At 40.7% G+C, this 25461-nt stretch carries 22 protein-coding genes and 1 pseudogene; 8 read left to right on the forward strand and 15 right to left on the reverse strand.

All coding sequences use genetic code 11. The features are described 5' to 3' along the window. A pseudogene (locus IQ244_RS16370) lies at positions 1-224 on the forward strand (IS630 family transposase); the annotation flags it as partial. 94 nt (positions 225-318) lie between these two features. Here the strand turns inward: IQ244_RS16370 and IQ244_RS16375 are convergent. From IQ244_RS16375 to IQ244_RS16405, 7 genes are all read right to left on the reverse strand, one after another. Continuing rightward, positions 319-843 (reverse strand): tetratricopeptide repeat protein, encoded by a 525-nt coding sequence (locus tag IQ244_RS16375; protein ID WP_193895893.1) that lies wholly within the window; start codon positions 841-843, stop codon positions 319-321. Positions 844-971: 128 nt separating this feature from the next. Further along, entirely contained in the window at positions 972-1877 is a 906-nt protein-coding gene (locus IQ244_RS16380; protein WP_228058955.1) for a transporter substrate-binding domain-containing protein, read from the reverse strand. A 44-nt stretch (positions 1878-1921) separates the two neighbouring features. Then, positions 1922-2278 (reverse strand): 50S ribosomal protein L20, encoded by a 357-nt coding sequence (gene rplT, locus IQ244_RS16385; protein WP_193895895.1) that lies wholly within the window; start codon positions 2276-2278, stop codon positions 1922-1924. Positions 2279-2302: 24 nt separating this feature from the next. After that, positions 2303-2500: a 50S ribosomal protein L35 gene (gene rpmI / locus IQ244_RS16390; RefSeq protein ID WP_062289269.1), complete on the reverse strand. Its 198-nt coding sequence runs from the start codon at positions 2498-2500 to the stop codon at positions 2303-2305. Between the two features lie 199 nt (positions 2501-2699). Then, on the reverse strand, positions 2700-4010 hold the full coding sequence (locus IQ244_RS16395) for a hypothetical protein (RefSeq protein ID WP_193895897.1): 1311 nt from the start codon (positions 4008-4010) through the stop codon (positions 2700-2702). Positions 4011-4610: 600 nt separating this feature from the next. Next, on the reverse strand, positions 4611-5000 hold the full coding sequence (locus tag IQ244_RS16400; protein ID WP_193895899.1) for a hypothetical protein: 390 nt from the start codon (positions 4998-5000) through the stop codon (positions 4611-4613). 33 nt (positions 5001-5033) lie between these two features. Then, positions 5034-7505 carry an ATP-dependent helicase gene (locus IQ244_RS16405; RefSeq protein ID WP_193895901.1) on the reverse strand — a complete coding sequence of 824 codons (2472 nt, stop codon included), beginning with the start codon at positions 7503-7505 and terminating at the stop codon, positions 5034-5036. A 97-nt stretch (positions 7506-7602) separates the two neighbouring features. On the opposite strand from IQ244_RS16405, the gene IQ244_RS16410 reads away from it, so the two are divergent. Beyond that, positions 7603-9258, forward strand: coding sequence for a glycosyltransferase family 39 protein (locus IQ244_RS16410; protein WP_193895903.1), 1656 nt, complete (start codon positions 7603-7605; stop codon positions 9256-9258). Between the two features lie 80 nt (positions 9259-9338). Here IQ244_RS16410 and IQ244_RS16415 read toward each other — a convergent pair whose 3' ends face one another. Further along, on the reverse strand, positions 9339-10424 hold the full coding sequence (locus tag IQ244_RS16415; protein WP_193895905.1) for a RuBisCO accumulation factor 1: 1086 nt from the start codon (positions 10422-10424) through the stop codon (positions 9339-9341). A 241-nt stretch (positions 10425-10665) separates the two neighbouring features. Here IQ244_RS16415 and IQ244_RS16420 point away from each other — a divergent pair, with 241 nt between their 5' ends. From IQ244_RS16420 to IQ244_RS16430, 3 genes are all read left to right on the forward strand, one after another. After that, the gene (locus IQ244_RS16420) at positions 10666-11622 is read left to right on the forward strand and encodes a response regulator (RefSeq protein ID WP_193895907.1); all 957 of its coding nucleotides are present in this window, start codon (positions 10666-10668) and stop codon (positions 11620-11622) included. A 73-nt stretch (positions 11623-11695) separates the two neighbouring features. Then, positions 11696-12388, forward strand: a complete 693-nt coding sequence (gene ubiE, locus IQ244_RS16425) for a bifunctional demethylmenaquinone methyltransferase/2-methoxy-6-polyprenyl-1,4-benzoquinol methylase UbiE (RefSeq protein WP_193895910.1) — start codon at positions 11696-11698, stop codon at positions 12386-12388. A gap of 113 nt (positions 12389-12501) precedes the next feature. After that, positions 12502-13743 (forward strand): DUF445 domain-containing protein, encoded by a 1242-nt coding sequence (locus IQ244_RS16430; protein ID WP_193895912.1) that lies wholly within the window; start codon positions 12502-12504, stop codon positions 13741-13743. A 45-nt stretch (positions 13744-13788) separates the two neighbouring features. Here the strand turns inward: IQ244_RS16430 and IQ244_RS16435 are convergent, their stop codons facing one another. From IQ244_RS16435 to topA, 6 genes are all read right to left on the reverse strand, one after another. After that, on the reverse strand, positions 13789-14364 hold the full coding sequence (locus tag IQ244_RS16435; protein WP_193895914.1) for a Uma2 family endonuclease: 576 nt from the start codon (positions 14362-14364) through the stop codon (positions 13789-13791). An 82-nt stretch (positions 14365-14446) separates the two neighbouring features. Next, a complete protein-coding gene (locus IQ244_RS16440; RefSeq protein WP_193895916.1) occupies positions 14447-17167 on the reverse strand; it encodes an HD family phosphohydrolase in 2721 nt (906 codons plus the stop codon). 200 nt (positions 17168-17367) lie between these two features. After that, the gene (locus IQ244_RS16445) at positions 17368-18306 is read right to left on the reverse strand and encodes an ADP-ribosylglycohydrolase family protein (protein WP_193895918.1); all 939 of its coding nucleotides are present in this window, start codon (positions 18304-18306) and stop codon (positions 17368-17370) included. A 134-nt stretch (positions 18307-18440) separates the two neighbouring features. After that, positions 18441-18893, reverse strand: coding sequence for a type II 3-dehydroquinate dehydratase (aroQ, locus tag IQ244_RS16450; protein ID WP_193895920.1), 453 nt, complete (start codon positions 18891-18893; stop codon positions 18441-18443). A gap of 24 nt (positions 18894-18917) precedes the next feature. Then, positions 18918-19055 (reverse strand): hypothetical protein, encoded by a 138-nt coding sequence (locus IQ244_RS16455; RefSeq protein ID WP_193895922.1) that lies wholly within the window; start codon positions 19053-19055, stop codon positions 18918-18920. A 299-nt stretch (positions 19056-19354) separates the two neighbouring features. Next, positions 19355-22006 carry a type I DNA topoisomerase gene (gene topA, locus IQ244_RS16460; RefSeq protein WP_193895924.1) on the reverse strand — a complete coding sequence of 884 codons (2652 nt, stop codon included), beginning with the start codon at positions 22004-22006 and terminating at the stop codon, positions 19355-19357. A gap of 462 nt (positions 22007-22468) precedes the next feature. Between topA and IQ244_RS16465 the strand changes: the two genes are divergently transcribed. From IQ244_RS16465 to IQ244_RS16475, 3 genes are all read left to right on the forward strand, one after another. Further along, positions 22469-22762, forward strand: coding sequence for a hypothetical protein (locus IQ244_RS16465; RefSeq protein WP_193895925.1), 294 nt, complete (start codon positions 22469-22471; stop codon positions 22760-22762). Then, a complete protein-coding gene (locus IQ244_RS16470; protein ID WP_193896050.1) occupies positions 22749-23765 on the forward strand; it encodes a DUF6745 domain-containing protein in 1017 nt (338 codons plus the stop codon). Before IQ244_RS16465 ends, IQ244_RS16470 begins: the two co-directional genes overlap by 14 nt. A gap of 206 nt (positions 23766-23971) precedes the next feature. Further along, positions 23972-24877: a DNA-methyltransferase gene (locus IQ244_RS16475; RefSeq protein ID WP_193895927.1), complete on the forward strand. Its 906-nt coding sequence runs from the start codon at positions 23972-23974 to the stop codon at positions 24875-24877. Between the two features lie 43 nt (positions 24878-24920). Here IQ244_RS16475 and IQ244_RS16480 read toward each other — a convergent pair whose 3' ends face one another. Next, a complete protein-coding gene (locus IQ244_RS16480) occupies positions 24921-25133 on the reverse strand; it encodes a hypothetical protein (protein WP_015113380.1) in 213 nt (70 codons plus the stop codon). Between the last annotated feature and the right edge of the window lie 328 nt (positions 25134-25461).

Here is a 25461-nt window from a genome sequence, read left to right on the forward strand (position 1 = left end):
ACATAGTTTTGTTATTTCAACCTCCACATACACCTCAAGTTAATCCAATAGAAAGATTGTGGGAAGAAGTTAAAAGGCATCTAACTTGGGAAAGCTTCTCAAGTTTAGATGAATTAAGAGAATTTATCTGGAAGCGATTGGAACAATTAAACACATCAGTTGTTGCTTCTATCACAGGTTGGGATTTTATTCTTGATGCTTTATTTGTATCAGGCTTTTCGTGAATTGGTATTAATTCAACCCAAATAATACAAGAAGCCAGTCTTCTTTAAGAAGCCTGGCTTTTCAGTTTTTTGTGCAAAATTACACAGTTATTAATTATGCAGAAACCAAACGGCGTAAAGATGCAGCACGGCGTTTAGCAGTGGAATTATTAGGAGCCAATTTAAGTGCTTCTTCGTAACTTTGTAGCGCCTGAGTATTTAATTTCTTGCGCTCATAGGCATGACCAATGTTATTTAATGCCACCACATAATCTGGTTTATTTTTCAGAGCTTCTTTGTATTGGCGAATCGCTAAATCATATTGTTCTTGAGCAAAGTAAGTATATCCCAGCCCATTATAAATAGGCGCAATTGCTTCTTCACCTTCTTCTTCAGCGGCTTTGAGAGCTTTTTGAAATAGTCCGATCGCCTGACTATACAATTTTTTTTCCGAATAGATACAAGCTAACTCGTAATATTCCTGAGTTGTACCTTTTTCTTTCTCCAATTTTTTACGCAGTTTTGAAAATGCGCTTTCCAACTTCCGAGTTTTGAGAATTTGGCGGAGAACACTCACAACAGCAAAGGTGAGAATTCCAACCACAATTGAGAGGTAAACAACAGCTAGATTATTATCCATCGCCTGTCAAGACACATATTAAAACTACTTTCTCTATCTATTATCAACCGTAGAGAAGTTAAAAGTTAAAAGTTAAAAGGCAAAAGTACAATAACTCTTTTAACTTTTACCTTTTGCACTTTGCTTTCTTAAGGCAATCCCCAATATTGAGCGCGTTGCTTCAGCCAACCTTCTGCAATGTAACGAGCGATCGCTTCATTTACCTTACGTCGCAGTTCGTCGTATTGCAAGCCCTTGGACATAACTACAGATAAGGGTTCCGTTGATAGCTTAGTTGGTAGCAGTCGATATTGCGGATATTGTTTTATCCAACCACTGAGGATACTAGCATCGGCTGCAAAGGCTGTGACTGCGTTGCTTTCTAGTTGTTCTTGCGCTTCATCGTAGGAAGTTACTCCCACTAACTCCGCATTGGGGACATAATAACGGACTTGGGCAATTGTATTTGAGTGGTTGAGTACGGCTATTTTATGCTTGGCTAAATCCTGAAGCTCTTTTACAGAAGCATCTTTCGTCATCAAGTAAGTTCCATCCAAATAATAAGGCACACTGAAACTTACTAATCGAGAGCGTGACTCAGTAGCAGTGACTCTGGCAATAGCAAAATCAACTTTGTGATTGAATACTACAGATAAGCGATCGCGGTTCGCTACGGGTTGGAATTTTACAGCCTCGGCTTTGCCTAGTAAATCGGTGGCTAAACGTTGCGCCAAATCAATTTCTAAGCCTTGGAGATTACCATTACCATCTCTAAACCCCAAGGGAGGTAAATTATCTTTGACTGCAATTGTAAAATAGCCCCGCCGCTGAATTTCTGGCATTTCTGCGGCAGATGCAGGTAATCCTGTGAGTAAAAATAAGCAGCAGAAAATCCCAAAAATGGCGGTGAATAACACCCGATATAACCGAATCAAGGATAAAGGATAAAGGATAAAGGATGAAAACCCAACTTGTTGCGTCATGAATTTTTTCAGCAACGAGCCAAATTTTTGCCAACCCCTTGATTTATCTTTGGGGTAAGTTTCAGCCTTCATACTTTACACTTCATCCTTCAAAGGTTATTCATCCGTTATCACCGTTATTTCTTAGCTTGGATTGCCAATTCAGCCACTTTGCTGAAGCTGTTAGGATCTAAGACTGCTAATTGTGCCAACATTTTGCGATTGAGTTGGATATCAGCTTTCTTCAGGTTGCCAATCAACTGACTGTAGCTTAAACCATGTTGTCTAGCAGCAGCATTGATCCGAGTGATCCACAGACGGCGAAAATCGCGTTTGCGTTTTTTGCGATCGCGGTAAGCACTGCGGAGTGCTTTCATTACTTGCTGGTTAGCAGTTCTAAACAGCGTTGAGTGGGAACCGCGAAAACCTTTAGCTAACTTGAGAATTTTATTGCGGCGTTTACGAGCTACGTTACCGCGTTTTACCCGTGTCATGTTTTAATTCCTAAAAGATTTACATTACAAATAAGGCAGCATCAAGCGCACGTTTTCTTCATCGCGCTCATTGACGATCGCCATTTTGGAGAATTTACGCTTTTTGTTAGTGGTTTTGTGTTCTAACAAGTGATTTTTGAAAGCTTTGCGACGGACGATTTTACCGCTACCAGTAGCGCGGAACCGTTTCGCTGCTGCTTTACGGGTTTTTAGTTTAGGCATTGTCTGGCTCTAAATTTGACGATTCGACACAATCCATCATTATATACTATTAAAATTGCTCAAATGCCAAGATCCGCTAAATAAAGCCATCAGAAAGTTTATCTAGTCAGGGGTGTAAATGTTCCAGAATCTTACTTTACACCCACTCTCAATCACAACCTCTATGCTTAAGTCCTGATGAGCGCACAGAGAAACCAGTCTAGCGTGCAATGTCTGGGTCTAAAACGATACGAGAACCAGATTCATCAACGTGGTAAGTCCAAGTCTGACGACGCACTCTGACAATCACTTCCCAACCTTCAATTGGGTTATATTCCCTGGTACAAACTTCGCCAAAGTTGAACTCACAAGAATTACCAAAGGTTTTGCGTTCGGCTTGAGCAATTCTTAAATCACTCTCATCTTCTCCCGAACGACGGGAAGCATCTCTTAAAATTCTATCGGCGATCGTTCTTGGTAATTGTCCACTGTTTTCGGAACCTGAATCGTTAATATTCGGATCTAAAACAATTTGGGAACCAGATTCATTGCTGTGATAAGTCCAAGACTGTCTTTCAACCTGGACAATTACTTCCCAACCTTGAACGGGGTTGTATTCTCTGGTGCAAACTTCGCCAAAGTTAAATACACAAGGATTACTAAAAGTTTTACGAGTAGCTTGGGTAATTCTTAAATTGCTGGTGCTGACACTAGAACGACGGGAAGCATCTCGTAAAATATTATTTGCGATCGCGCGTGGTAATTGTCCACTGTTTTCGGAACCTGAATCGTTAGTATTCGGATCTAAAACGATTTGGGAACCAGATTCATTGCTGTGATAAGTCCAAGACTGTCTTTCAACTCTGACTATTACTTCCCAACCCTCAATAGGATCATATTGTTGTGTACAAACTTCGCCAAAGTTAAACTCACAAGCATTACCAAAGGTTTTGCGTGTCGCTTGGGTAATTCTTAAATTGCTAGTGCTGACACCAGAACGACGGGAAGCATCTCGTAAGATATTATTTGCGATCGCTCTCGGTAGCTGATAGCTATTGTCTGAACCTGAGTCGTTAATTTGCGGATCTAAAACAATTTGAGAACCAGACTCATTGGTGTGGTAAATCCAAGACTGTCCCTCAACGCTGACAATTACTTCCCATCCTTGAATTGGGTTATATTCCCTAGTACAAACTTCCCCAAAATTAAATATGCAGGGATTCCCAAAAGTTTTGCGAGTAGCTTGAGTAATTCTCACCTGACCAGTTGATACTCTAGCACGCCGAGCCGCATCGCTAATTATGATGTTAGCAATTCCCCTTGGTAAGCGATTGGTACGATTCCGAAAATGGTCAGGTAAGCGTTGCGAAAGTTGTACCGACTCTCCAAGCGGCGCAGCTTCCGCCAAATAATTACCTGCAAATCCCTGTCCAAAAGATAGCAAGCTGGTTAAAGCCAGAGTCAAAGCAACACCTCTGGGAAACTGATTGACGCTTTTCATGATATGAGACGACTTTATATTTGATTTCATACCGTCATACCTGCGTAAGTAAAAATACTATTTTCAAAAGTCAAACATCGAAAGGTTGGACTTTTGCGTAGCTATTCTAGGTGAGTTGACGGATGACACAGATTGATTGTTGCTGATGTTGCTTGGTAATCTTCCGATGCGCTTTCTTTTCTCAGATAAAATTCACTACAATATATCAGGAATTACTGTAGGATGTGTTTTGTAACTTGTAAAATTGCTTGCTTAAATTAACAACATCTTGAACAGTAAACACTTTGCTCCATTCATGAACTGGAATTTTAATTTTCAATATTTTTTGAATTTCTAGAACAAAATCAATAAAATCATCTCCGTCAACCATCAAATAGTGAATTAAATTTGTCTGTTAACTGGGGCTTTTTTCCGGGAATACAGACGAAGAACTCTAAAAGCTCTAAAACAATCTTTTCAATATTTGATTCTTCTATATTAGACATAACATAAAGCAAGATTTAATCATCAGTTATTAATAGAAATTACCCACATACGTAGGTTGGGTGTAGCGATAGCGAAACCCAACCTACGTATGTGGGTAATTTTAGTTTCGCTTCTTCCAACAAACCTACATTTGTAGCTAAAATATTAAGGTGCATCTATTTCACCTCGATGTTTAATATTGTCAAAGCTGTATCCTAATTCTTGCATAAACTTTTCTACATCATCTATACAAGAAAAGTAATAGTTATCTTTTTGCCTAATATCATCTCCTGTTTCATATTTTCCACTTTCGTGAACATCCCGCCGTAACTCTTTAATAATTACATGATATGGTGTTTTTTCTCTTTTTTCTGCTTCTCTAACTTTGATTAAATATAAGTATTCCTCTAAGTAATCTTCCCTTTTAGGCGTGAATGAGAGTTTTGGAAGCTTATTAATTAAAATCCAGCCCAAATATTTATGGTCATTTGTATCTTTTCTAAAACCCCATTGTTCTCCATTATTTAGTTTTTTATTCAGTTCTATTTTATCCATACAAATATTTTGACTTATTAAATTTTAAAGAAATCAAACTTCAACTGATTCAGGAAACTGGCGCTTTAACGCTGGAAACACAGGACAAGGCGCTTGTTCTTGTAAATTATCTGGTTTACTCCAAGTGAATGGTGCTTTTTGCGCCGCAGACATCCATAACAAACGCTTGGCGCGTGTCATCGCCACATAAAGTAAACGATATTCTTCCGCAGTTTTTAAGTGTTTGGCTTGTTCCCAAGCTTGGCTGACATCAGGTATACCCGATTCTCCATGAAGGGCGGCGCGAATTTGGGCGCGGGCGACTTCTGATAAGGTGAAGTCTCCTAAAAACTGGCTTTGAGGTGGAACCCAAAATCTACCAGGAATCAAGTTTTCATGCAGAAAAGGAATGAAAACGTAGTCCCAATCTAACCCTTTGGCTTTGTGCATGGTAATAATAGTCAGTTGATTAGGACGGGTATAGTGTGCTTCTAAATCCTCGGTTTCCACAGGCTCAAACCGTTCTGAACTGACAATTTCGCTTAAAGTCGCCAGCATTGCACTCATTGAACTACCACCAGCTATCTGCTGATTGACTCGTTCTGCAAGTTTGTCAGCAGTGGCTAATTCTGCTTGGTCGTAATTCAACGCCAAAGCGAGAAAGGATATCAATTGGTAAAGCGGTAGTTCCATCCGGGCGCGGAGTAAGCTACGACAAAGGTGAGCAGCTTTTTCAACTGGTTCTGCTTGGGGTGCAGCTAAGGGGCCAGGATATAAAAACTCTTCCGGTAAACTAGCTAGGGCGTTGAGGTCTTGGGTGGGAATTAATTGTCTTTGTACTAATACTTCTAAGGCTGCTTTGAGATAATCAGGAGAGTGGGGACGATCGCAAAATTGCAGTAATCCTAAAATTTCTTGGGGTACATGAGAACGGCGATCGCGTTCGCCCACATCGTAAAGTGTAATTTTATGCTCTTTACATACAGGTGCTAACATTTCTGCTAACCATCGACCTTGGCGATTTTCCCTCACTAACACCGCCGCGCGGGTATTACTGGGGTCTGGCGTGAATAACTCTACTACTCTTTTCGCCAGCAGTTCGACTGTGTGATGAATATCGCGGGGGGTATATAGTTCCAGTCCTCGCCCTTCTGGTGCTGGGTTAGCATTTTTTTGTGGGTCATTACTGCTAACGGGGTAAATTGTCTGGGAACGGAAGGGAGAGGAAGTGGTGATATGTGGCGAATTGCGATTTTTCGCGCCATAAAAGCTATTCACCCATTCCAGTGCAAAGTTAGCAGCCGCAATAATAATTCTTGTACTGCGTCCTGCTTGATTCATGGTCGCCAATTTTTCACCGCGATCGCACTCCTCACAAAATTGCCGAAAATAAATTGGGTCGGCTGGTGTGAAGGTGGAGTTAATTGCTTGATTAGGATCACCAACTCTGACGAGATTAAGTGCTGAGTGCTGAGTGCTGAGTGCTGAGTGCTGAGTGCTGAGTGGGGAGTGGGGAGGGTTGAGTGCTGAGTGCTGAGTGGGGAGTGATATATTGTCCTCATCTTCCCCTCCTCTCTCCGCTGAATCAGAAGCTAAAATTTCTAAAAGTTTTGTCTGAAGGGGGCTGGAATCTTGGGCTTCGTCTTCAAAAACGGCAAAAACTTGGTTTTGTTCGATGCGGCGGGCGCTGTCGTTTTCTAATACGCGCAGGGCGGCGAGAATCATGTCATCGTAGTCGATGAAATCACGCGATCGCATTAAGTTCTGATATTGTTCGTATAATCCTGCCGCTATGCTTAAAATTTCGTATTCATCTGAAGTTTGTTGACTCCAATTTTGTAATTGTTCTGGCGATAGACCAGAACTTTTGGCTTCGTGAATAACTGTGGTTGCTAAATCTGGTAAAACTTCTGTTCGCAGTACAGATTGACGACGCAATCTTTCGGTTTCTTCACCATCGAATTGTTGTCCTTCCAGTAAACGGAAGTATTTTTCAGGATTGTTATTAATCCATTGTTCTACAGCTGTGCGAATTAAGCGATGGCTTTGGCTAGGAGTAATTAATGTCAGATTTTCTAACTCTAACCCCGATAAATTAGGGTAACGACTGGCTATATTTAACGCCAAGCCATGTAATGTATAGACAGCAAAACCTGTTTGGGGTAATGATAAATCGTCACGGAGATATTTACGAATTTTCGCTTTAATATTAGCAGCTGCCGAACGAGTAAAGGTAACAACTACTAATTGACGGTGAACGTAGGAACGTGATTGCGCCAAACGTTCATACTGACGGGCGATCGCGATCGCCGCCGCCGCCGCCATACCCGTAGATTTCCCCGCCCCCGGAACGGCAGAAACCGCTAATGGCCCCGATTCCCAATCGGCCATTTGTTGTTGTCCTTGGCGCAAGCCGTTGCGAATTGCTAATATTTTTTCACGCAAAGATAAAACAGGCGATGAATGGGATAATTCCCTTTGGGTAGATTCTAAAGGTACAGTCACAGTAAAGTTTGTATCTGACATAAAGCAATCCAATATAGTAGTCCTAAATCATTCGTGATCAATAACAAAGGACAAATGACTAATAACAATAACAGTGAAAATTTTTCATAGCCCAATAATGATAAATAGCAGAGTTTCTCTACATTATATTGGTTTAGTTGGTGCGATCGCCCTTGGTGCAATTTTGCGCTTTTGGCATTTAGATCTAAAACCTTTATGGATGGATGAAGTAATTACTTCCATCTTTAGTTTAGGCAAAAATTATCATGATTTGCCTTTGGATGTGTTATTTCCTCTAGAACGGGTACAGGAAATTTTTACTTTTAATCCTGGTGTCAGTTGTTCGCAAATCGCCACTAATGTTGATACACAGTCTACCCATCCACCTTTATTTTTTTGTGCGATGTATGGATGGCTAAGTTGGATGACTCCTTTAGGAACCGATTGGGTGACAAAATTGCGATCGCTTCCGGCTTTATTCGGTGTCGCTACCATCCCGGCGATGTATTGGCTAAATCGCCTTGCTTTTTCCAAGTCATCGGGAATTGTCGCAGCCTTGGTGATGGCGACTTCACCTTTTGCTGTATACCTTTCCCAAGAATCACGACACTATACTGCACCAATGTTCCTCATCACTTTATCGTTATTAGGATTGATGCAAATTCAACAAGATATATTTAGGCGATCGCGTTTTCGGTTTTGGGTTTGGCTATTGTGGACAATAGTTAATAGTATTGGTTTTTATGTTCACTATTTTTTTGCTCTAGCGTTCATTGCCGAAATTGCTACTTTAATCTTGCTGATTTATCAATATCAACTAGAATTTGCAATCATAAAAAAAGTCTGGTTATTTCTATTTATTTCTACTGCTACTGTTTTCATCAGTTTCGTTCCTTGGCTACTAGGAATATTCAATCATATTCAGCGTACTGAAACAAATTGGTTACCAACTCCTAACTACATTTCCCCCTTGTATCAAACTTTGATTAACTGGGTGTTAATGACAATTTCTCTACCTGTAGAAAATCAGCCTTTACCAGTAGCAATTATTAGTGTATTGATGATGATAGGATTTTTTATATGGTTAGCAAATAAAGTATTTCCCGGATTACGAGGTTTGTTATTAGATAAGAAAACCAATATAGCAACAAATATACTTTTGACTTTTACTCTTTTCGTCATTTTAGAATTTTTAATTATTATTTATTTCTTCGGTAAAGATATTACTGTTGTTCCCAGATATAACTTTGTTTATTACCCTAGCTTTTGCGCTCTTTTAGCAGTAGGGATTAATTCTACTTTCAAGAATCAAAAATCAATCCCTATCTTTTTAATTATTAGCTTTATTAGTTGTATTTGTGTTGTTAATAATCTAGCTTTTCAAAAGCCTTTTCAACCAGAAAAAGTTGCTTATAATATGAATTTAGAGCCATCTACTCCACTCATGTTAGTTACAGGCTACGGCAGTTATCAAGATGTGGCTCTAGGATTAAGTTTTGCTTTAGCTTTAGAACCTTTGAGAAATGCAGATACATTAGATAATTTTGCCTTTATTAATCAAAACTCTAGTGTGATTCCTTTTTGGCAGAAACTTTCGCAATTATCTATTACTGATACATCTAAACTAAATTTATGGATAGTCGCCCCTGGTTTGCGGCGACGCGATTATCAACAGCAGGTAATTTTATCTGGGCAAACTGTTTGTCATATAGACCCTAAACATCATTATCGGATCGGAATTCCCTATCAACTTTATCGATGTGAGAAAAAATGATTGAAAACGCAAAGATACGCGGAGGTTAGCGCAGAGGTAAACAGAGGTTTTATATGTGTTCTCTGCGCCTGCGCGGTGCTTTATTCGTCAATTAGCCAAGGTTCTTTGTTAACTTCTTCATCAAAAATTCGCTTCGGGCGTACCATGACAATTACTTTTCCTAGGATGGAAATCTCTGGTTCAGTTTCTAACCATTGAATATCTAATTCCCCATTCTGATCAACTACAAAATAGCTAGAAGCGTCCCATTCTCTTTGAGCGCGATCAATAACTATTAATATTTCTTCTTGCCTGTTTTTCGGTTGATTGGGAAGGCGATCGCTATTTGCCAAAACTACTACTGGATCTTCTGCATTTAAAAGCACTTGCCAACCCGGTAAGGGAACCCAAGCTTGTTCCCCGGCAAACTTGACTATTTGAAATGGTTCACTAGCTGTAATCCAAGGTACAGCCTGTAAATCTTGTGGTGTTAAGGGAAATTTACCCACAACAGGTAGGATACGTGGGAGTTCATCTTCTGAGTCAAAGCGGTAAAACGGCAATAGGGGAGCCGGGCGCTTGGGGATAACCGTAAAATCGACCAGCAGTTGTTCTAGTTGCTTCCTCGCTGAGTCGGTGTGAGCAAAACGCAATCCTCTAGCTATCAACCGCGATCGCTCGGCTAAATCGGAATTTTGCCGGGCTAATTTCCAGGCTTGGTAAGCAATTGCATCCCCGACATGATCTGAAAACCCGTCTGGTAAATTACGTAACCAAGAGTAATCTTTAATTGCTTTGGCTATTTCTCTCGCCCCATCTACATCAACTTTGTGAATAAAAGTCAGTTCCGCCGCCGCTGCTCGTTCTTCGTGGTTAAGCAAGCGTAATTCATACAAAACATCACTACCTCGTGTAGAGTAGTGCGATCGCGCGGCTTCTGATGCCCCAACTTTTTCTATAGAATTGTAAACTTGAGCGCCTACCATGACCTGATTTTGTTGTATTGGCTCAAATCCAGTTGCTTCAAAAATTTCTTGAGGATTATGACCAGACTTTTGCAAAGTGGCGATCGCAATTCCCCATTCCACCCAATTACCTTGCTTTTGCCTCAGCTTACGCAATAACTCCTGGGCATTGTCGTTGCTAGTGGTGTCAGGGTTTTGGGCGTTGGGTGGTAAGTCTGTCATAATCTGGAGTGGCGCTTGAGCTAGAGAAAACTACCGATACCTGATCGGCAAGTCTTATTCTAATCTTTAACAGTGAACTATCCATCACTCTACCGTCAAACAAAATTATAGGTTATCAATAGTACACACAAGTTCTCCATTGGAACTGATCAGTACCTTCACGCAAGGCTTACGCACCATATATCAACTAAGCTTGGTGTGGAATATAACACTATAGTGAATTATTTACAGGAATTATCTCATGGATAATCCCACGCTTGAAATAAATACAAGTCGTCGGCAAACAGCAACTTTAGAAAGAGCAAAAAAACTCAAAATATTGGTAGTAGATGATGAGCCAGATAATCTCGATTTACTTTATCGGACTTTTCGGCGCGACTTTCATGTTTTAAAGGCTGATAGCGGCATAAATGCTTTAGAAGTTTTGGCAACAGAAGGAGAAGTAGCAGTTATTATCTCCGATCAGCGAATGCCAGAAATGAAAGGCACAGAGTTTTTGAGCAAAACTGTGCCGCAGTTTCCCGATACAGTCAGGATTATCCTCACCGGATTTACTGATATTGAAGACTTGGTAGAAGCGATTAATGCTGGACAAGTCTACAAATATATCACCAAGCCTTGGGATCCAGGAGAACTGAAGGCGGTTGTCCAAAGAGCCGCAGAAACCTATGACTTGTTGAAGCAACGTACAGAAGAATTACGTCGCGCTAATGCTCAAATGGCGTTATTGTCTGTGTTAGTCCAAGTCACCCAAGCCGCAGATACTTTAGAGTCAATTCTCGAACCAATAGCTACAGCTTTTAGTGATAGTTTCACTGCTGAAGGCTGTATTTTGCAGCTGGTAGAAGGAAATGAATTAGCTAATGTACAAGGTTCTTATAGCCGTGTTGGTACTACTGTCAATTGGCTAGATCAAGACCCCTTAGTGACTGAAGCGATCGCTACAGGAAAAGTCCAAACAGCTTTAAATGTAGCTAAAGAACCTAAACTCACTGGTTTAAATCACTATCAAGATACAGGTGTCCAAGCACATTTAGTTATCCCAATTACCTACCGCAATGGTATGTTAGGTGTGTTGTCACTCCAATGGCAACAACCTTGCTCTTTGCGAGAAGATGAACTGAACCTGATTAATTTATCAGCTCAATTAGTAGCGATCGCTCTTACTAGCAGTCGTTGCTATCAAGGCCAAATTTAGTCAAGAGTCCATAGTCCAGAGTGAGGTTATGTTGACTCTTGACTATTGACCATAGACTTTTGACTATTCACCAATGACTAATGAAATTCGCGCCATTTTCGACAGTATTGCTCCAGTCTATGACGAGCTAAATAATTGGTTGAGTCTGGGACAACACCGGATATGGAAGGAAATGGCGATTAAATGGAGTGGTGCTAAACCCGGAGATACTTGTATTGATTTGTGTTGTGGGAGTGGTGATTTAGCGTTGCGTTTGGCACGGCGTGTCGGTAACAAAGGACAGGTGTATGGTGTGGATTTTTCACCTAAGCTACTCGCAACTGCTCAAGAACGCTCTCAACAACAATACCCTCAACCTGCCGTAACTTGGATAGAAGCTGATGTCCTCAATTTACCTTTTGAGGATAACCAATTTGATGCGGCAACAATGGGTTATGGGTTAAGAAATGTAACGGATATTCTCCAAAGCCTGAGAGAGATTCACCGTGTGTTAAAACCAGGTACTAAGGCGGCAATTTTAGACTTTCATCGCCCAAATAACCAGCAATTACGCGCTTTTCAACAATGGTACTTGGATTCTATAGTTGTACCAATGGCTGAAAATTTGGGCTTAAAAGAACAGTATGCTTATATCAGCCCCAGCTTAGATCGTTTCCCTAGAGGAGACGAACAAAAAGAACTAGCCCTGCAAGCTGGTTTTGCATCAGTTACACACTACCCCATTGTGAACGGTATGATGGGAGTGTTAGTAGTCAGTAAATTTTAGATGAGAGATGGGAGATTTGGGATTGGCTCTGCTGGCAAAGAAGCAAAAGTTATCCAAAAACTAACATCTTGATCTAAGATCTTCAAATTCAAAATTGGCAAGTCCAAAATCCTGTGGATTGGTCTCATCTTTGGCTTTATGTGTCTCCTCCAATACTGGGTGGAGTAATTGGCTACTTCACAAATGATATAGCCATCAAAATGTTATTTCGTCCCTACCGAGCAATTTATATTGGTGGACGAAGAATGCCTTTCACACCTGGTTTGATTCCTCGCAACCAGGAACGTTTGGCTAAAAATATTTCGAGTACTATCATGGGGTCGCTGCTAACTCCAGTAGAATTGCAAAATCTGGCACGGCGCTTGTTACAAACAGAGCGAGTCCAAGCAGCAATTTTATGGTTGTTACGTTTAGCAATTGAACAAATAAAAGCAGATAAAGACCAAAAAAGTGCCAAAATTGTGGCAGGAATTTTGCGCGATTTGCTAGGAGAATCTTTACCCCGCTTGCTAAAAGTTTTAGCACGACGGGAAGATTTTTTAGAAGCGCAAATCAATCAAATTTTTGATCAAATACTGCTAGATTTACAACTAACTGATGAACAAGCTACACGTTTAGCTGATTGGTTATTGCAGACAGTTTTACCGCCAGATGTGTTACGTCAGGCAATTATTGATTTTTTAACCGATCGCACAATTCAAATTATCGATGAAAGCTTCCGGGAAAAAACCAGTGGAACTTATTGGGTAGTAGCCAATTTGTTTGGTTTACGCAATACTCTCACCAGACTGAGAACTTTTTGTTTAGATGAGAAAGAAGCGACTAATGCGCGTTTAAAAGAATTAACCCAGGATTTGCAAGTACGCGATCGCCTGAAAAAAATCCTGCAAAATTTATCTTTACAAAACTTGCCAATTGGTACGGTACGTCAATTACGTAAAACCACCCGCGAAACAGTCCGCCAATATATTCAAACCAGTGGTAGTGATTTGTTAAAAGGATTCACTGATTCTGTGAATTGGGAAAACATTGCTACACTACTGCTAAATCGGCTGAGTGCTTCACCTGTTGTCAGTTCTTCTTTAGAAGTTGTCAGCTTGGAATTAGCTTTAATTTTAGAACGTTATTTAGAAAAAGACTTAGAAGCTATTGTGACTCAAGTAATTCCAATTTTGTCAATCGACCAAGTAATTATTGACCGGGTAAAGTCAACTTCTCCTGCTGATTTAGAAGCAGCAATTGAAGGAATTGTTAAAAATGAATTACAGGCAATTGTAACTTTAGGTGGGGTTTTAGGTTTTATTGTGGGATTATTCCAAACAGTATTTTTAATCTTGAGTCAGCAGTCATTATAAATGTAAAATTAAAGCCAGAGTCCTTCGGACACGGTTCGCGATCGCCTAACTCAAAATTTGAGCTAAATCCAAGATAAACCCTGGCAGAATATCTTCCCCACTCAAGCTACCGGGAGATTGTAAAACTTCAACTTCTTGCCCTAGTCTGTAAATTTCCACCCGTTGATTCTGAGGGTCAATCAGCCAACCTAGACGCACACCGTTATCAATGTACTCCTGCATTTTTCGTTGCAATCTTTCTAGACTATCTGTAGCAGAGCGCAACTCTACGACAAAATCAGGAGCCATAGGTAAAAACTTAGCAGGATCGGGATTTAAAGCGAGGATTCTTTCCTTTTTTACCCAAGACACATCAGGAGAGCGTGTTGCACCATTGGGAAGAATGAACCCTGTAGAAGAATCAAATACTAAGCCTGTACTATCAACTTCTGCCCAGTTGCTCAACCGTTGGTTTAAACGGCTATTCCGATTTCCACTTTCCCATCCCGTAGGCGGCATAATAATGATTTCTCCTTGGGCTGTACGCTCAAAACGTAAGTCTCGATTATTTTGACAAATTTTAAAGAACTGCTCATCTGTTAACTCAATGACAGGGCTGAGGTCGAGAATCAAAGCAGTCATATTTATTCCTCAATTTTGATATTTGTAGCCTAGCAGTAAATTTTGTAGTCGGTCATTTGTCACTTGCTATTTTGACTATTGACTATTTAGCTAATTTCTCATTAGTAACCTTTAACTTGGGATAAACGATGCGTTTGTGGTGGAATTGCTGCCAAACTTCGACAAAAATTTGGGCAATTTGCGTCATTTCATCGCGTGTTAATCCAGATTCTTGGATTTGATTATCCTGCCATCTGGCACGCAAAATATTATTTAGTGTAGTTAAAGCTTGTTCTGGTGTAACTTCTTTGAGCGATCGCAGTGCGGCTTCACAAGCATCTGCTAACATGACAATTCCCGTTTCCCTCGATTGGGGAATTGGGCCGTCGTAGCGAAAATCAGCTTCATCTAATTTTATACTGGGGTCGGCTTGGGCTTGCTGCTGTGCTTGATGATAAAAATAGGCAATCAGCATTGTACCCTGATGTTCGGGAATAAACGCTTGAATTGCTGTTGGCAACCAATGTTTACGTGCCATAACTAACCCTTCACTAACGTGCTTTTTGATAATTTCGGCACTTTTCCAAGGGTCTTGAATTTCTGTTTCGTGTTTATTTGCCCCCCCCATTTGGTTTTCAATAAAACCTAAAGGATCATGCATTTTACCAATATCGTGGTAGAGAGTCCCAGCCCTGACTAATTCGACATTACACCCCAATTTTTTCGCCGCAGCTTCGGCTAGGGTGGCGACAAAGAGGGTGTGTTGAAAAGTTCCGGGGGTTGCTGTGGCGAGTTTTTTTAATAAGGGGCGATTGGGGTTCGCCAGTTCTGCTAACCGAATGGGAGTGACTAAATCAAATAGTTTTTCTAAATAGGGACTTACGCCCAAGGCGACGATACTCCAAGCTAAACCTGATAAAGTAAATAATCCGGCTGCTTGAAAGATCATGTACCAGCCTGTACCAAATGCTCCACCAAAGAATAAACTCAAAATTAGGTAAAGGCCACCTTGAGTTGCCGCAATAGCTACACCTAATATTGCTAATTCTTCCCGCGATCGCAGTCTTTGGGCGATGCAACTACCTAATATTCCTCCCGCTACACCAGCTACCAAGGCTATTTTACTGACTTCTAAACTTGTCGGTATAACTAGCAACAATAGCCCGATAACTGTTGCACCCAAAGTCGGCCCGTAAAAACTCCCTAATAATAAACCAATGCCACTCCAGGTAGTATGCACTATCCCCATTGCGATCGCGCCTGGAGTACTCAACGTTAGCAGTAATATTAATAGGCGATCGCGTTGTCGTAACCGATGCTTGTTGTGCTTTTCTACCCACACAAAAATCCCGATGGCACCTGTAATTATAAGTGCTAACTTCGTCAATCCTAGCCAATTATTTTCCCGACGAATTAATTTATACTCTTCTAATACATCAAACTGCCAATCAGTAATTTTTTGTCCTTTACGGACAATTACCTCACCTTGCTTCACATTTACTATTACAGGTGAAACTCCTTCCATTGCTTGTTGCGTCTGGATGCGAGTTTTTGCCTCATCTTTTTTTAAATTCGGTTCTAGGACTGTCAATAACAACTTTGATGCTAAAGCTTCCGCATCTTTTGGCACTAAATCTTGAATATGTACACTTACTGCCTTTTGTAACATTTGCTCTGGTAGTCCTTCGGGAATACCTTGCGTCAAAATGCGATCAGCAATTTGGCGAACTTGTGTATATGTAGATGACCAATCATCATCTGATAAATCTAAGATGACAGTTTCTTGATAAATTGTTTGTGGGTTAACAGTTTCTAATTGTAAAAGTTGCGCCTTTGCTTGGATATACCCTTGCCGTACTTGAGATATTTGCTGCACCAATGACAATAAGTTCTGGGCTGAGGTGGTGATTCGGTAAGCGTCTAACTCTCCTACTACCAGTTGAAAATCTTTACTTTGGGTGGTATTACTAGGTTTAGGTTGCTTAGAAGCTAGAGACTGGGTGAAATTAAGAGAATTAGGGTTTGTCAGTGACTGGTTTTGCTCAATGGGTGAACCTGTGGCTGATGGAAATAAAGGAAGATATTTGGCAGAATTTTGTTTCTGCCTAGGTTGATTTTTGGGTAAAAGCTCTAATTTCTGTTTACTCTGATTTTCGACAGCTGCTAGTAATGTTTTCCATTCGGAGTCAGAACAAGCACGTAAATATTGCTGGGTAGGTAAGGATAAAACTGCGGTGTCGAAAAAAGGAAAAGACCCAGCAACAGAGCGAATTTCATTACCTTGGTCGAGAATTTTTTGCAACTCTTGGTTAATCTTGGCAGTTATCGCAGCATCGACCATTAAAACTGGTGCAGAACTTTTACTCACAGCTTTACGTCGAGCTTCAGTTTTTTGTTTATTTTCAATACCGATAGGGTAGGGGGCTTTGAAAGTTTGTGGTGCGTAAGCTCCTATTTGCAGTTGGGGTTGGTTGTATAACTTATGACCTAGCACCCCTGTCAAAGATACAACTGCGATCGCAAAAACCACGGAAGAACGTCTTTCATGTACCCAGCGTAAACCGACTGCATTAATTACAGTCTGAGTTTTGCTCGATTTTGCCATTGATCTGGATACCGTTGTTCGTTGATACTGTTTGCTATTTTTGTTGATTTTTAACAAAAACCGCCGAAAATCATTGAGAATATTTGTTTGAGGTTGACTACGGCAGCTTTGGCTATTTTGACGTTTCTTAACTAGCCAACGTGAGCGACACATAGCTGTAGAGCGTCGCCAATCAGTTAATTGCTGGGTTAAGGACTGAAAAAATCGCGGTTTTTTCATTACCTCTAGCTGCTGACTTTGATAGGTCAGAACAAAATTTTTTTAATAAAAGCTTAAGCTTGAGTCGGAAGTAATTGACCAAGATGATTTAGAATGTTTGCTTTCAGAATCAGGTGGAGGTAAAAATGGAAATTTAAGTAGAAAAATTCTACGTTTTGGTGTGAGCTTGGATTGATGATTAATTGTTATTTAGCGCTGGATTAACGTGACCGAATTACCCGTGGCGCTGCAAATACAGAAAAAGAATTTTGTTTGTCAAGGATTATATATCCTTCTTGGGGAAGTTGCTGCGGATGTAAAGATAGGTTATAAACTCCTGACCATACAGTTAAAAGTGCATCGGTTAATTCTAACATTTGCAGATAATTGACCAGTATCCCGGTAGAATTATGGGCTGATGAGTGCAGAACTTTCCACTGGGTAGGAATTCCGGCTGTACTATTGTAAGCTCCCGATAAAGCACCTGCGATCGCACCGATAATTGGCGAAGGTAAAAGCCTTGTTTGCTGGTGCATAGCCCGCAACACCGACAAACGATAGTCTTCTAAGGTACTCAGAAAACAGTAAAATGCTATGGCGATCGCACTGCTAATTTTATCTTCTGTGCTTAACTCTACTTTGGCTTTTTCTAACCCAAGGTGTTTGGTTAACAAATTATGAACTTGTAATAATTTTTTGGGTAATGATGTTGGTGTTTCCCCAACAAAACTAATTATTTGGGGTATGAGGGTTTGCGGATCTAATTTTTCGCTGCAAGATAAAGCGATCGCATATCCTACGGCTAATATTCCATCCCTGACAACTGGGTCATCTCCCCAAAGTTGTGCCGTAGACAGCAGATGAAGCCGCAATTTTGGCAGATTGTCATGAAAAAAAAGTGCCACTGGTAAGGTGGCTAAAATGATTTCTGTAGTCATATTCTGACTAATATTGAAGTTAGGCAATTCTTTTTGCTGACGCTGTTTCCAGTCATCCAAATCTAATTTGCCTAAAGAGATGAGACTTTCAGTACCCAGGAGCATCAATTTGCCAATCTCAGAGACAGCTTGAGGTGTTTGCTCTCCAGACTTGGCTAAATTTGCACCTAATAAAGCCCCTATTAAAGTACCTCTAAATCTGCTGAATAGTGAATAACGCATATTTTTGAAGTATGAAGTATAAAGTGTGAAGTCTGAAATTTCAGCCTTTACAATTTATAGTAGTCGCAACAGAAATTAGTGCATTTTTAATTACTCAAAACTTAGCAGCAACCGAATTCATACTCAGCATTTTGCTATACTTCATTCTTTTGCAAATGATGCACTAAAGCCTGTAAGCCTAACAAATAGCTTTGTTCGCCAAAACCACTGATTTGTCCAATCACTACAGGAGCTATATAAGAATGATGGCGAAAATCTTCTCGACGGTAAATATTGCTGAGGTGTACCTCGACTGTTGGTAAATTGACTGCGGCGATCGCATCTCGTAATGCCACACTCGTATGTGTATACGCCCCAGCGTTAATTAAAATTCCCTGGTGTTTACCCAAAGCTTCATGAATCGCATCTACCAAAGCTCCTTCATGATTAGACTGAATGGCAAAAACACTTGCTTGTACTTGCGCCGCTTTTTCTTGCAATAAGCGATTAATTTCAGCCAAAGTTACAGCACCATAAATTCCAGGCTCTCGCTGTCCCAGCAAATTTAAGTTTGGCCCATGCAGTACCAAAATGCTTAAAGGTTGCACCTTCAATTTTCTGTCCCTTCAGCTTTAACGACGGCGGGAACGTTCATTGACTGGAATCGGAATCAGTTCCGGTTCCGGTTCAGCATCTGGCCCAAGCAGGGCTTCAATCAGCTTGCGTGCCATTTCTTTCAGCTTTTCCAGTACCTTTTCTATATAGTCCATGAACTGACCGCTCCTGAGTTACTATCTATTGCAATTAACAGCCACGCGGAAATTGGCTTTATCTTACACGTTTTGCTGCTAACCTGGCTAATCCAGAATTTTGGATTCCGGGTATTAACCACTTTGAAAGTTTCAAGTTGTGATTTCCCTTACTTTTTAGAGTATCACATCAGCAACCTAATGAACTGTATTTGGCTAAGGATGGGTATGTTGTAGAAATAGTCAATAGTCATTAGTCAATGGTCATTAGTTATGATTTTTAGACTATGGACTATGGACTTTTGACTAATAACTAGGTTTTACGCCTCATTCTTTTTTGTAGTAGTCTTGGATGACTTTGTAGTTGATTTAGCCCGTGAGCTAGTTGTTTTGCTGGTTTTGCGGGTGGATTTAGACTTAGATGACGAAGTTTTACTAGCTAACAATTCTAGAGCTTTTGATAGCGTCATATCTTCTACTGATTGCCCTTCTGGCACACTCACGTTAGTTTTGCCATGCTTAATGTAAGGGCCATAGGGGCCATCGTAGATATTCACGGGTGAATCGTCTTCTGGATGGTTTCCTAATTCCCGTAACGCGGCTTTGGATTTGCTGTTAGTAGAACTCCGGCCTTTTTTCGGTTCTGATAACAATTCCAATGCTCTTTCTAAAGAAACTGTTAAAACATTATCTGCTGCTTTTAACGAGCGATAGTCTTTGCCTTCTTTTCCCTGGTCGTGAACTATGTAAGGGCCATAGGGGCCGATACTAGCTTGAATTTTACCCCCCGTAGCCGGATGGGTTCCCAAGGCACGGGGAAGCGCTAAAAGACCCACCGCTATTTCTAGAGTGACATTTTCTTTCGGCACGTTTTTGGGAATTGAGGCTTGTTTCGGTTTAGGATTTTCTTCTGTTTTGTCACCCAATTGGACATAAGGGCCGTAAGTACCAATTTTGATATAAATCGGCTCACCTGTTTCTGGGTGGCGACCAACTTCGTCAGGGCCAGTAGTTTTTTGCCGTAATAAGACTTCAACTTGTGCCGGGTCGAGGTCAGCAGGCGTTAAATCTTTAGGAATGGAGGCGGTAATGACACCTTCACCATTATCCATTTCGATATAAGGCCCGTATTTGCCAATGCGGACTTTTGCTTCTAAATTTTCTAGTTCTACGGTTCTAGCTTTAGTCGCATCAATTTGACTTTTCTGTTCTTTAACTAGGGTTTCTAAACCTTTGTCACCGAGATAGAATTCGCGGAGGTAAGGTAGCCAGTTCGCTTCACCTTCGGCGATATCGTCTAAGGTTTGCTCCATTTTGGAGGTAAAACTAGGGTCGACAATATCAGGAAAGTGCTTTTCTAATAAGCTTGTGACTGCAAAGGCGGTGAAAGTGGGAATTAACGCATTACTCACCAATTGGGCATAACCTTTATCAATGATTGTGCCAATGATGCTGGCGTAGGTACTAGGACGACCAATACCTTCACTTTCTAAGGTTTTCACCAAAGTTGCTTCGCTGTATCTGGCTGGCGGCTGAGTTTCGTGATCAACTGCTTCTAGTTCTTTACAAGTTGGATGATCTCCGACTTTCAGGTTTGGCAAAATAATTTCTTGGTCTTCTAGTGCTGCTTCGGGGTCGTCAGAACCTTCGACGTAGGCGCGTAAATAACCAGGAAAATCAATGCGTTTACCAGAAGAACGGAAACCTGCATCCTCAACTTGCAACTGTACGGTAATTTGAGTTTGGCGGGAGTCGGCCATTTGACAAGCGACGGTACGCTTCCAAATTAAGTCGTAGAGAGCCAGTTCTCGACCGTTTAAACCTGTTTCTTGGGGGGTGCGGAAGGTGCTACCTGCTGGGCGAATGGCTTCGTGGGCTTCTTGTGCGCCTTTAGATTTGGTAGTGTATTGCCGGGGTTGGGGGCTGAGATATTGCTTACCATATAGCTTTTCTACACTGTCACGAGCAGCTGCGATCGCCTGTTCTGACAAATGCACCGAGTCTGTACGCATATAGGTAATATACCCTTGCTCGTACAGGTTTTGGGCAATCCGCATGGTATCCCGTGCTGAAAGGCGTAGCTTGCGGTTTGACTCTTGCTGCAAGGTTGAAGTGGTGAACGGTGGCGAAGGTTTCCGGGTGACTGGGCGTTCTTCAATGTCGGAGACATTCCAGGTTTTGCCAGCCAGCCGTTCTTTCAGCGCGACAGCATCCGCTTCTTTGAGCAATACAACATTGCGTCCAGCCGTAATTTGTCCCGTTGCGGGGTCAAAGTCGCTACCATTAGCTACTTTCGTCCCACCCAAGGTGACTAACTGGGATGTAAACGGTGCTTTGCCCTGTTCTAAGTACGCTTTTAAATCCCAATATGTGCCTTCATGGAAGGCGCGGCGTTGGCGTTCTTTTTTGACCAATAACCTGACGGCTACCGACTGTACACGCCCAGCGGATAACCCCCAAGCGATTTTTTCCCACAGCAAGGGAGAGAGTGTATAACCAACCAAACGATCCAAAATCCGCCGTGTTTCTTGGGCGCGGACTAACTGCTCATCGATATTGCGGCAGTTTTTCAAAGCTTTTTTAATCGCTTCTTGGGTGATTTCGTGGAACACCATCCGCTTGGTGGGAACCTTGGGCTTGAGCAACTGGTATAAATGCCAACTGATGCTTTCTCCTTCGCGGTCTTCGTCAGTTGCCAAGATAAGTTCAGTTGCATCTTTTAGGGCATCTTTCAGCTGGGTAACAATTTTCTTTTTGTCTTTGGGGACAACATACACCGGTTCAAAGTCTGCGTCCACATTTACCCCTAACTGCGCCCATTTTTCACCTTTGATAGTGGTGGGGATTTCACTTGCTGACTGGGGTAGGTCACGGACATGACCCATAGATGCTTCTACCCGATAGTCCTTTGGCAGGTAGTTACGAATGGTACGAGCTTTTGTGGGAGATTCGACGATGACGAGAGTTGACATGGAAATTTTAAAAAAAAGATAGCTGTTAAGCTAAACAGTCAAGTTGGGGCAAGTTCTGCAAAATGTCAAGAGAAAATTTCGAGCTTGGAGGCTGTGATTTCATCCTTACACAAACTGCCTGTTAATGCGAAAATCGCCAAACTTTAGGTGCAGTCTTTCCTAAAGCATAGGATAAAGAAACGTTGGATCTGAATTTCCAACTATTTCAATCTTTAACTTATCTAGGGCAAATTGGCGACTATAGTTAGCAAAATACTGTCGAAGTGTACTAATACGATACTTTTTATAAGTTTTAGGGGCTAGATATACACAAATAAGGCGAGAGTGGATTAATACTCAGTATTGTTTGTCATAGGCATACTACTGACTCCCTCTAGAATTTTTGAGGTTGTGCCAAAATTAAATCAAAATTGCGATGAAAAACGAAGTAGTGTTCATTACTGTTTGCTGAGAGTTAAGACTATGAAAGCGATTCGTCAAGGTGATGTTATTTTACTCCCTGTACAGCAAGTTGATGGGCAAAAACTACCTCATTTAACTTTGGCAGAAGGCGAAGTGACCGGACACAAGCATCGAATTAGTCAAGGACAGGCAGAATTATCGCAAAAGGATGGCAATCTTTATTTACGTGTTGTGTCGGAGACAGCGTTGTTGACTCACGAAGAACATCAGGCAATTCCTATCCCTCAAGGTAACTGGATAGTCAAAATTCAGCGTGAGTATGAGCCGGAAGGTTGGCGATATGTCGCTGATTGAAAAACTCACGCCTGAGCAAGAAGCTTTGATTCCAGTTTATCGAGAGAAGTGGCGCAAAATTGCGCTTTCTACTGAAAGGATTGATAGAGAGAAAGCGGCTGAAGCAGTTAAGGAAATATATAAACATATTAATTTAGATGAGCCTGAAATTATTTTTTGTGCTAGTCCTTATGAAGCTTTAATTCATTCATCCCACAAACTAAGTGAACAACTTTTTCAAGAATTATGGGTGGATTTTTTCAGTCAAATTGATGAACAGTTAAAGCCTGAACTTCTAACTTATTTGCTGAATGAAACTAATAGTATCCTATCAGGATCAATCAATACTATTAGCTGGCAATTAGATAAGCAACTTGGAGAAATACTTGATACTGAATTAGTTTTAAATTGCCTACAAACAGAAGCATTAGCTGTGGATGCTTGTGCGTTTGATTATTGTATTTCTGTTTTGCAATTTCATCACAATCAGAGAGAATGGTCTAATTACGTTTCTTTAGTTAAATCTTGTGGCTGGATTTTTTTATACAGCAAAGCTTGTATAATTTGCGATCGCCCCCTTCACATCCGCTTCGATAACGAAAACCGCCTCCACGCTGAAGGTGAACCAGCAATTGAATTTGCTGATGGCTATAGCCTTTATTCTTATCACGGTGTCACTTTGCCGGAAAGATACGGTAAAGTTCATCCACAGCAATGGCAAGCCCAATGGCTATTAACAGAAACTAATGCTGAACTGCGGCGTGTGTTGATTCAGGGTATAGGTTACATTCGTATTTGCCAAGATTTACAAGTTATTGAATTAGATAATTGGGCTGGATATACTCTATTAAAAATTGATAATGATTTTATTGATATTGAACCGATTTTGTTATTAAAAATGACTTGTCCAAGTACAGGTTTTATTCATGTTTTACGTGTTCCCCCAAATATGGTGTCAGCCCGTGAAGCGATTCGCTGGGTTAATTGGGGAGTTGATCCAGATAATTTTATAATAGAAACTTGAATAGATACCAATTTAATATTAATTTTATGAACCTCTCCCCAACCCCTCTCCGACGCGGAGAGGGGCTTAAATATCATTAGTGTTTAATGCGAAAATACCTTTTAAAGCCTCTCTCCTTGCAGGGGAGAGGTTTGGAAAGGGGTTTAAAAAACTTGTGGAACTAACGTTAAATTAATCAATAATATAGTTACTAATATTTATCAATTTTGGCAACTGAACCAGAGAACACATCACAATCTATTAATTTCACACCTTACTATACTCAAAATTACGGCTCAATTTATTTAGGTGATACTCTGCAACTAATTAAATTTTTGCCAGACAGCAGTGTTAACTTAATTTTGACCTCGCCGCCGTTTGCGTTGACTCGCAAAAAAGAATATGGGAATGAAAGCGCGGAAAAATATATTGAGTGGTTTCTGCCTTTTGCTTATGAGTTTAAAAGAGTTTTAGCAGATAACGGCTCATTTATTTTAGATTTAGGTGGTGCTTATCTTCCTGGTAATCCGGTGCGGAGTCTTTATCAATACGAATTGTTGCTGAGATTGTGTAAGGAAGTCGGCTTTTTTTTAGCGCAAGAATTTTACCATTACAACCCATCACGATTACCTACCCCCGCTGAGTGGGTAACAATTAGAAGAATTCGGGTAAAAGATGCGGTTAATGTTGTTTGGTGGTTATCAAAAACACCAAATCCTAAAGCAGATAATCGCAAAGTGTTAAAGCCTTATAGCCAGAGTATGCAGCGATTACTCAAACATGGTTATACAGCTAAAATGCGTCCTAGTGGACATGAAATTTCGGATAAATTCCAAAAAGATAATCAGGGTGCAATTCCACCCAATTTATTAGAAATTCCTAACACAGAGTCAAATAGTCTTTATTTACGGCGTTGTAAAGCTGGAGGAATTCAGCCCCATCCGGCGCGGTTCCCTCTGGGGTTTGCTGAATTTTTTATCAAGTTTCTAACTGATAGAGATGATATGGTTCTAGATCCATTTGCTGGTTCAAACACAACTGGTTTTGTGGCTGAAACGTTACAACGCCAATGGATTTCTTTTGAAATTAATCAGGTTTACGTTGCTGGGAGTCGTTTTCGGTTTGTTGAGTAGCCAAATCTAATTGAGATTAAGGTTAAAACTTATGAATTTTTACTTAAATCTCTCCATCTACTTGCATTTTATGAACCTGATCTGCCAATTCTTGACGGTTTTGATCGTCAAGCTTATCAATCGCTAACATCCCCATGAGGATGACTTCTTTGAGAGTTAAACGAGTTGAATGTGCCTGTTTTTGCACAATCTCCTTAATAATCGGACTAACACCGATCGCTGTACTAGCTCTAGCCACAGAACAAATATATAACATTCAAGACACCGCCTAAATCTTAGCATTTCCCTCTAAGTTCTTCTATATATCTGTTATTCGATTTAACTTGACCAAAAAGAATAATTACTTATTTAAACGTAATTGTTTTATTTTCAAGAGGTTTGACCTTGATTTTTCGCTGTTTTTGCAGCATTTTATCTGAACTGCTAGTACTCACTCATTTTTTGTTAAATTTTAACTCAGTAATTCAAGATGGCGATCGCTGGCAAAAACCTCCACAGCATGATTATCTGCATCTCACGCGAAAAAGCTGAGACACAATACTCCCCTCTAGCAGTAGTATCAACGTCCGTGTATTTAATTACGT

The sequence above is a fragment of the Nostoc sp. LEGE 06077 genome, assembly GCF_015207705.1.
Classification (GTDB): domain Bacteria; phylum Cyanobacteriota; class Cyanobacteriia; order Cyanobacteriales; family Nostocaceae; genus Nostoc_B.

Bases quoted from the DNA above. Each gene is read 5' to 3' on its own strand.
- IQ244_RS16375 (WP_193895893.1), bottom strand. From the start codon at position 843: ATGGATAATAATCTAGCTGTTGTTTACCTCTCAATTGTGGTTGGAATT.
- IQ244_RS16380 (WP_228058955.1), bottom strand. From the start codon at position 1,877: ATGAAGGCTGAAACTTACCCCAAAGATAAATCAAGGGGTTGGCAAAAA.
- rplT (WP_193895895.1), bottom strand. From the start codon at position 2,278: ATGACACGGGTAAAACGCGGTAACGTAGCTCGTAAACGCCGCAATAAA.
- rpmI (WP_062289269.1), bottom strand. From the start codon at position 2,500: ATGCCTAAACTAAAAACCCGTAAAGCAGCAGCGAAACGGTTCCGCGCT.
- IQ244_RS16395 (WP_193895897.1), bottom strand. From the start codon at position 4,010: ATGAAATCAAATATAAAGTCGTCTCATATCATGAAAAGCGTCAATCAG.
- IQ244_RS16400 (WP_193895899.1), bottom strand. From the start codon at position 5,000: ATGGATAAAATAGAACTGAATAAAAAACTAAATAATGGAGAACAATGG.
- IQ244_RS16405 (WP_193895901.1), bottom strand. From the start codon at position 7,505: ATGTCAGATACAAACTTTACTGTGACTGTACCTTTAGAATCTACCCAA.
- IQ244_RS16410 (WP_193895903.1), top strand. From the start codon at position 7,603: ATGATAAATAGCAGAGTTTCTCTACATTATATTGGTTTAGTTGGTGCG.
- IQ244_RS16415 (WP_193895905.1), bottom strand. From the start codon at position 10,424: ATGACAGACTTACCACCCAACGCCCAAAACCCTGACACCACTAGCAAC.
- IQ244_RS16420 (WP_193895907.1), top strand. From the start codon at position 10,666: ATGGATAATCCCACGCTTGAAATAAATACAAGTCGTCGGCAAACAGCA.
- ubiE (WP_193895910.1), top strand. From the start codon at position 11,696: ATGACTAATGAAATTCGCGCCATTTTCGACAGTATTGCTCCAGTCTAT.
- IQ244_RS16435 (WP_193895914.1), bottom strand. From the start codon at position 14,364: ATGACTGCTTTGATTCTCGACCTCAGCCCTGTCATTGAGTTAACAGAT.
- IQ244_RS16440 (WP_193895916.1), bottom strand. From the start codon at position 17,167: ATGAAAAAACCGCGATTTTTTCAGTCCTTAACCCAGCAATTAACTGAT.
- IQ244_RS16445 (WP_193895918.1), bottom strand. From the start codon at position 18,306: ATGCGTTATTCACTATTCAGCAGATTTAGAGGTACTTTAATAGGGGCT.
- IQ244_RS16455 (WP_193895922.1), bottom strand. From the start codon at position 19,055: ATGGACTATATAGAAAAGGTACTGGAAAAGCTGAAAGAAATGGCACGC.
- topA (WP_193895924.1), bottom strand. From the start codon at position 22,006: ATGTCAACTCTCGTCATCGTCGAATCTCCCACAAAAGCTCGTACCATT.
- IQ244_RS16465 (WP_193895925.1), top strand. From the start codon at position 22,469: ATGAAAGCGATTCGTCAAGGTGATGTTATTTTACTCCCTGTACAGCAA.
- IQ244_RS16470 (WP_193896050.1), top strand. From the start codon at position 22,749: ATGTCGCTGATTGAAAAACTCACGCCTGAGCAAGAAGCTTTGATTCCA.
- IQ244_RS16480 (WP_015113380.1), bottom strand. From the start codon at position 25,133: ATGTTATATATTTGTTCTGTGGCTAGAGCTAGTACAGCGATCGGTGTT.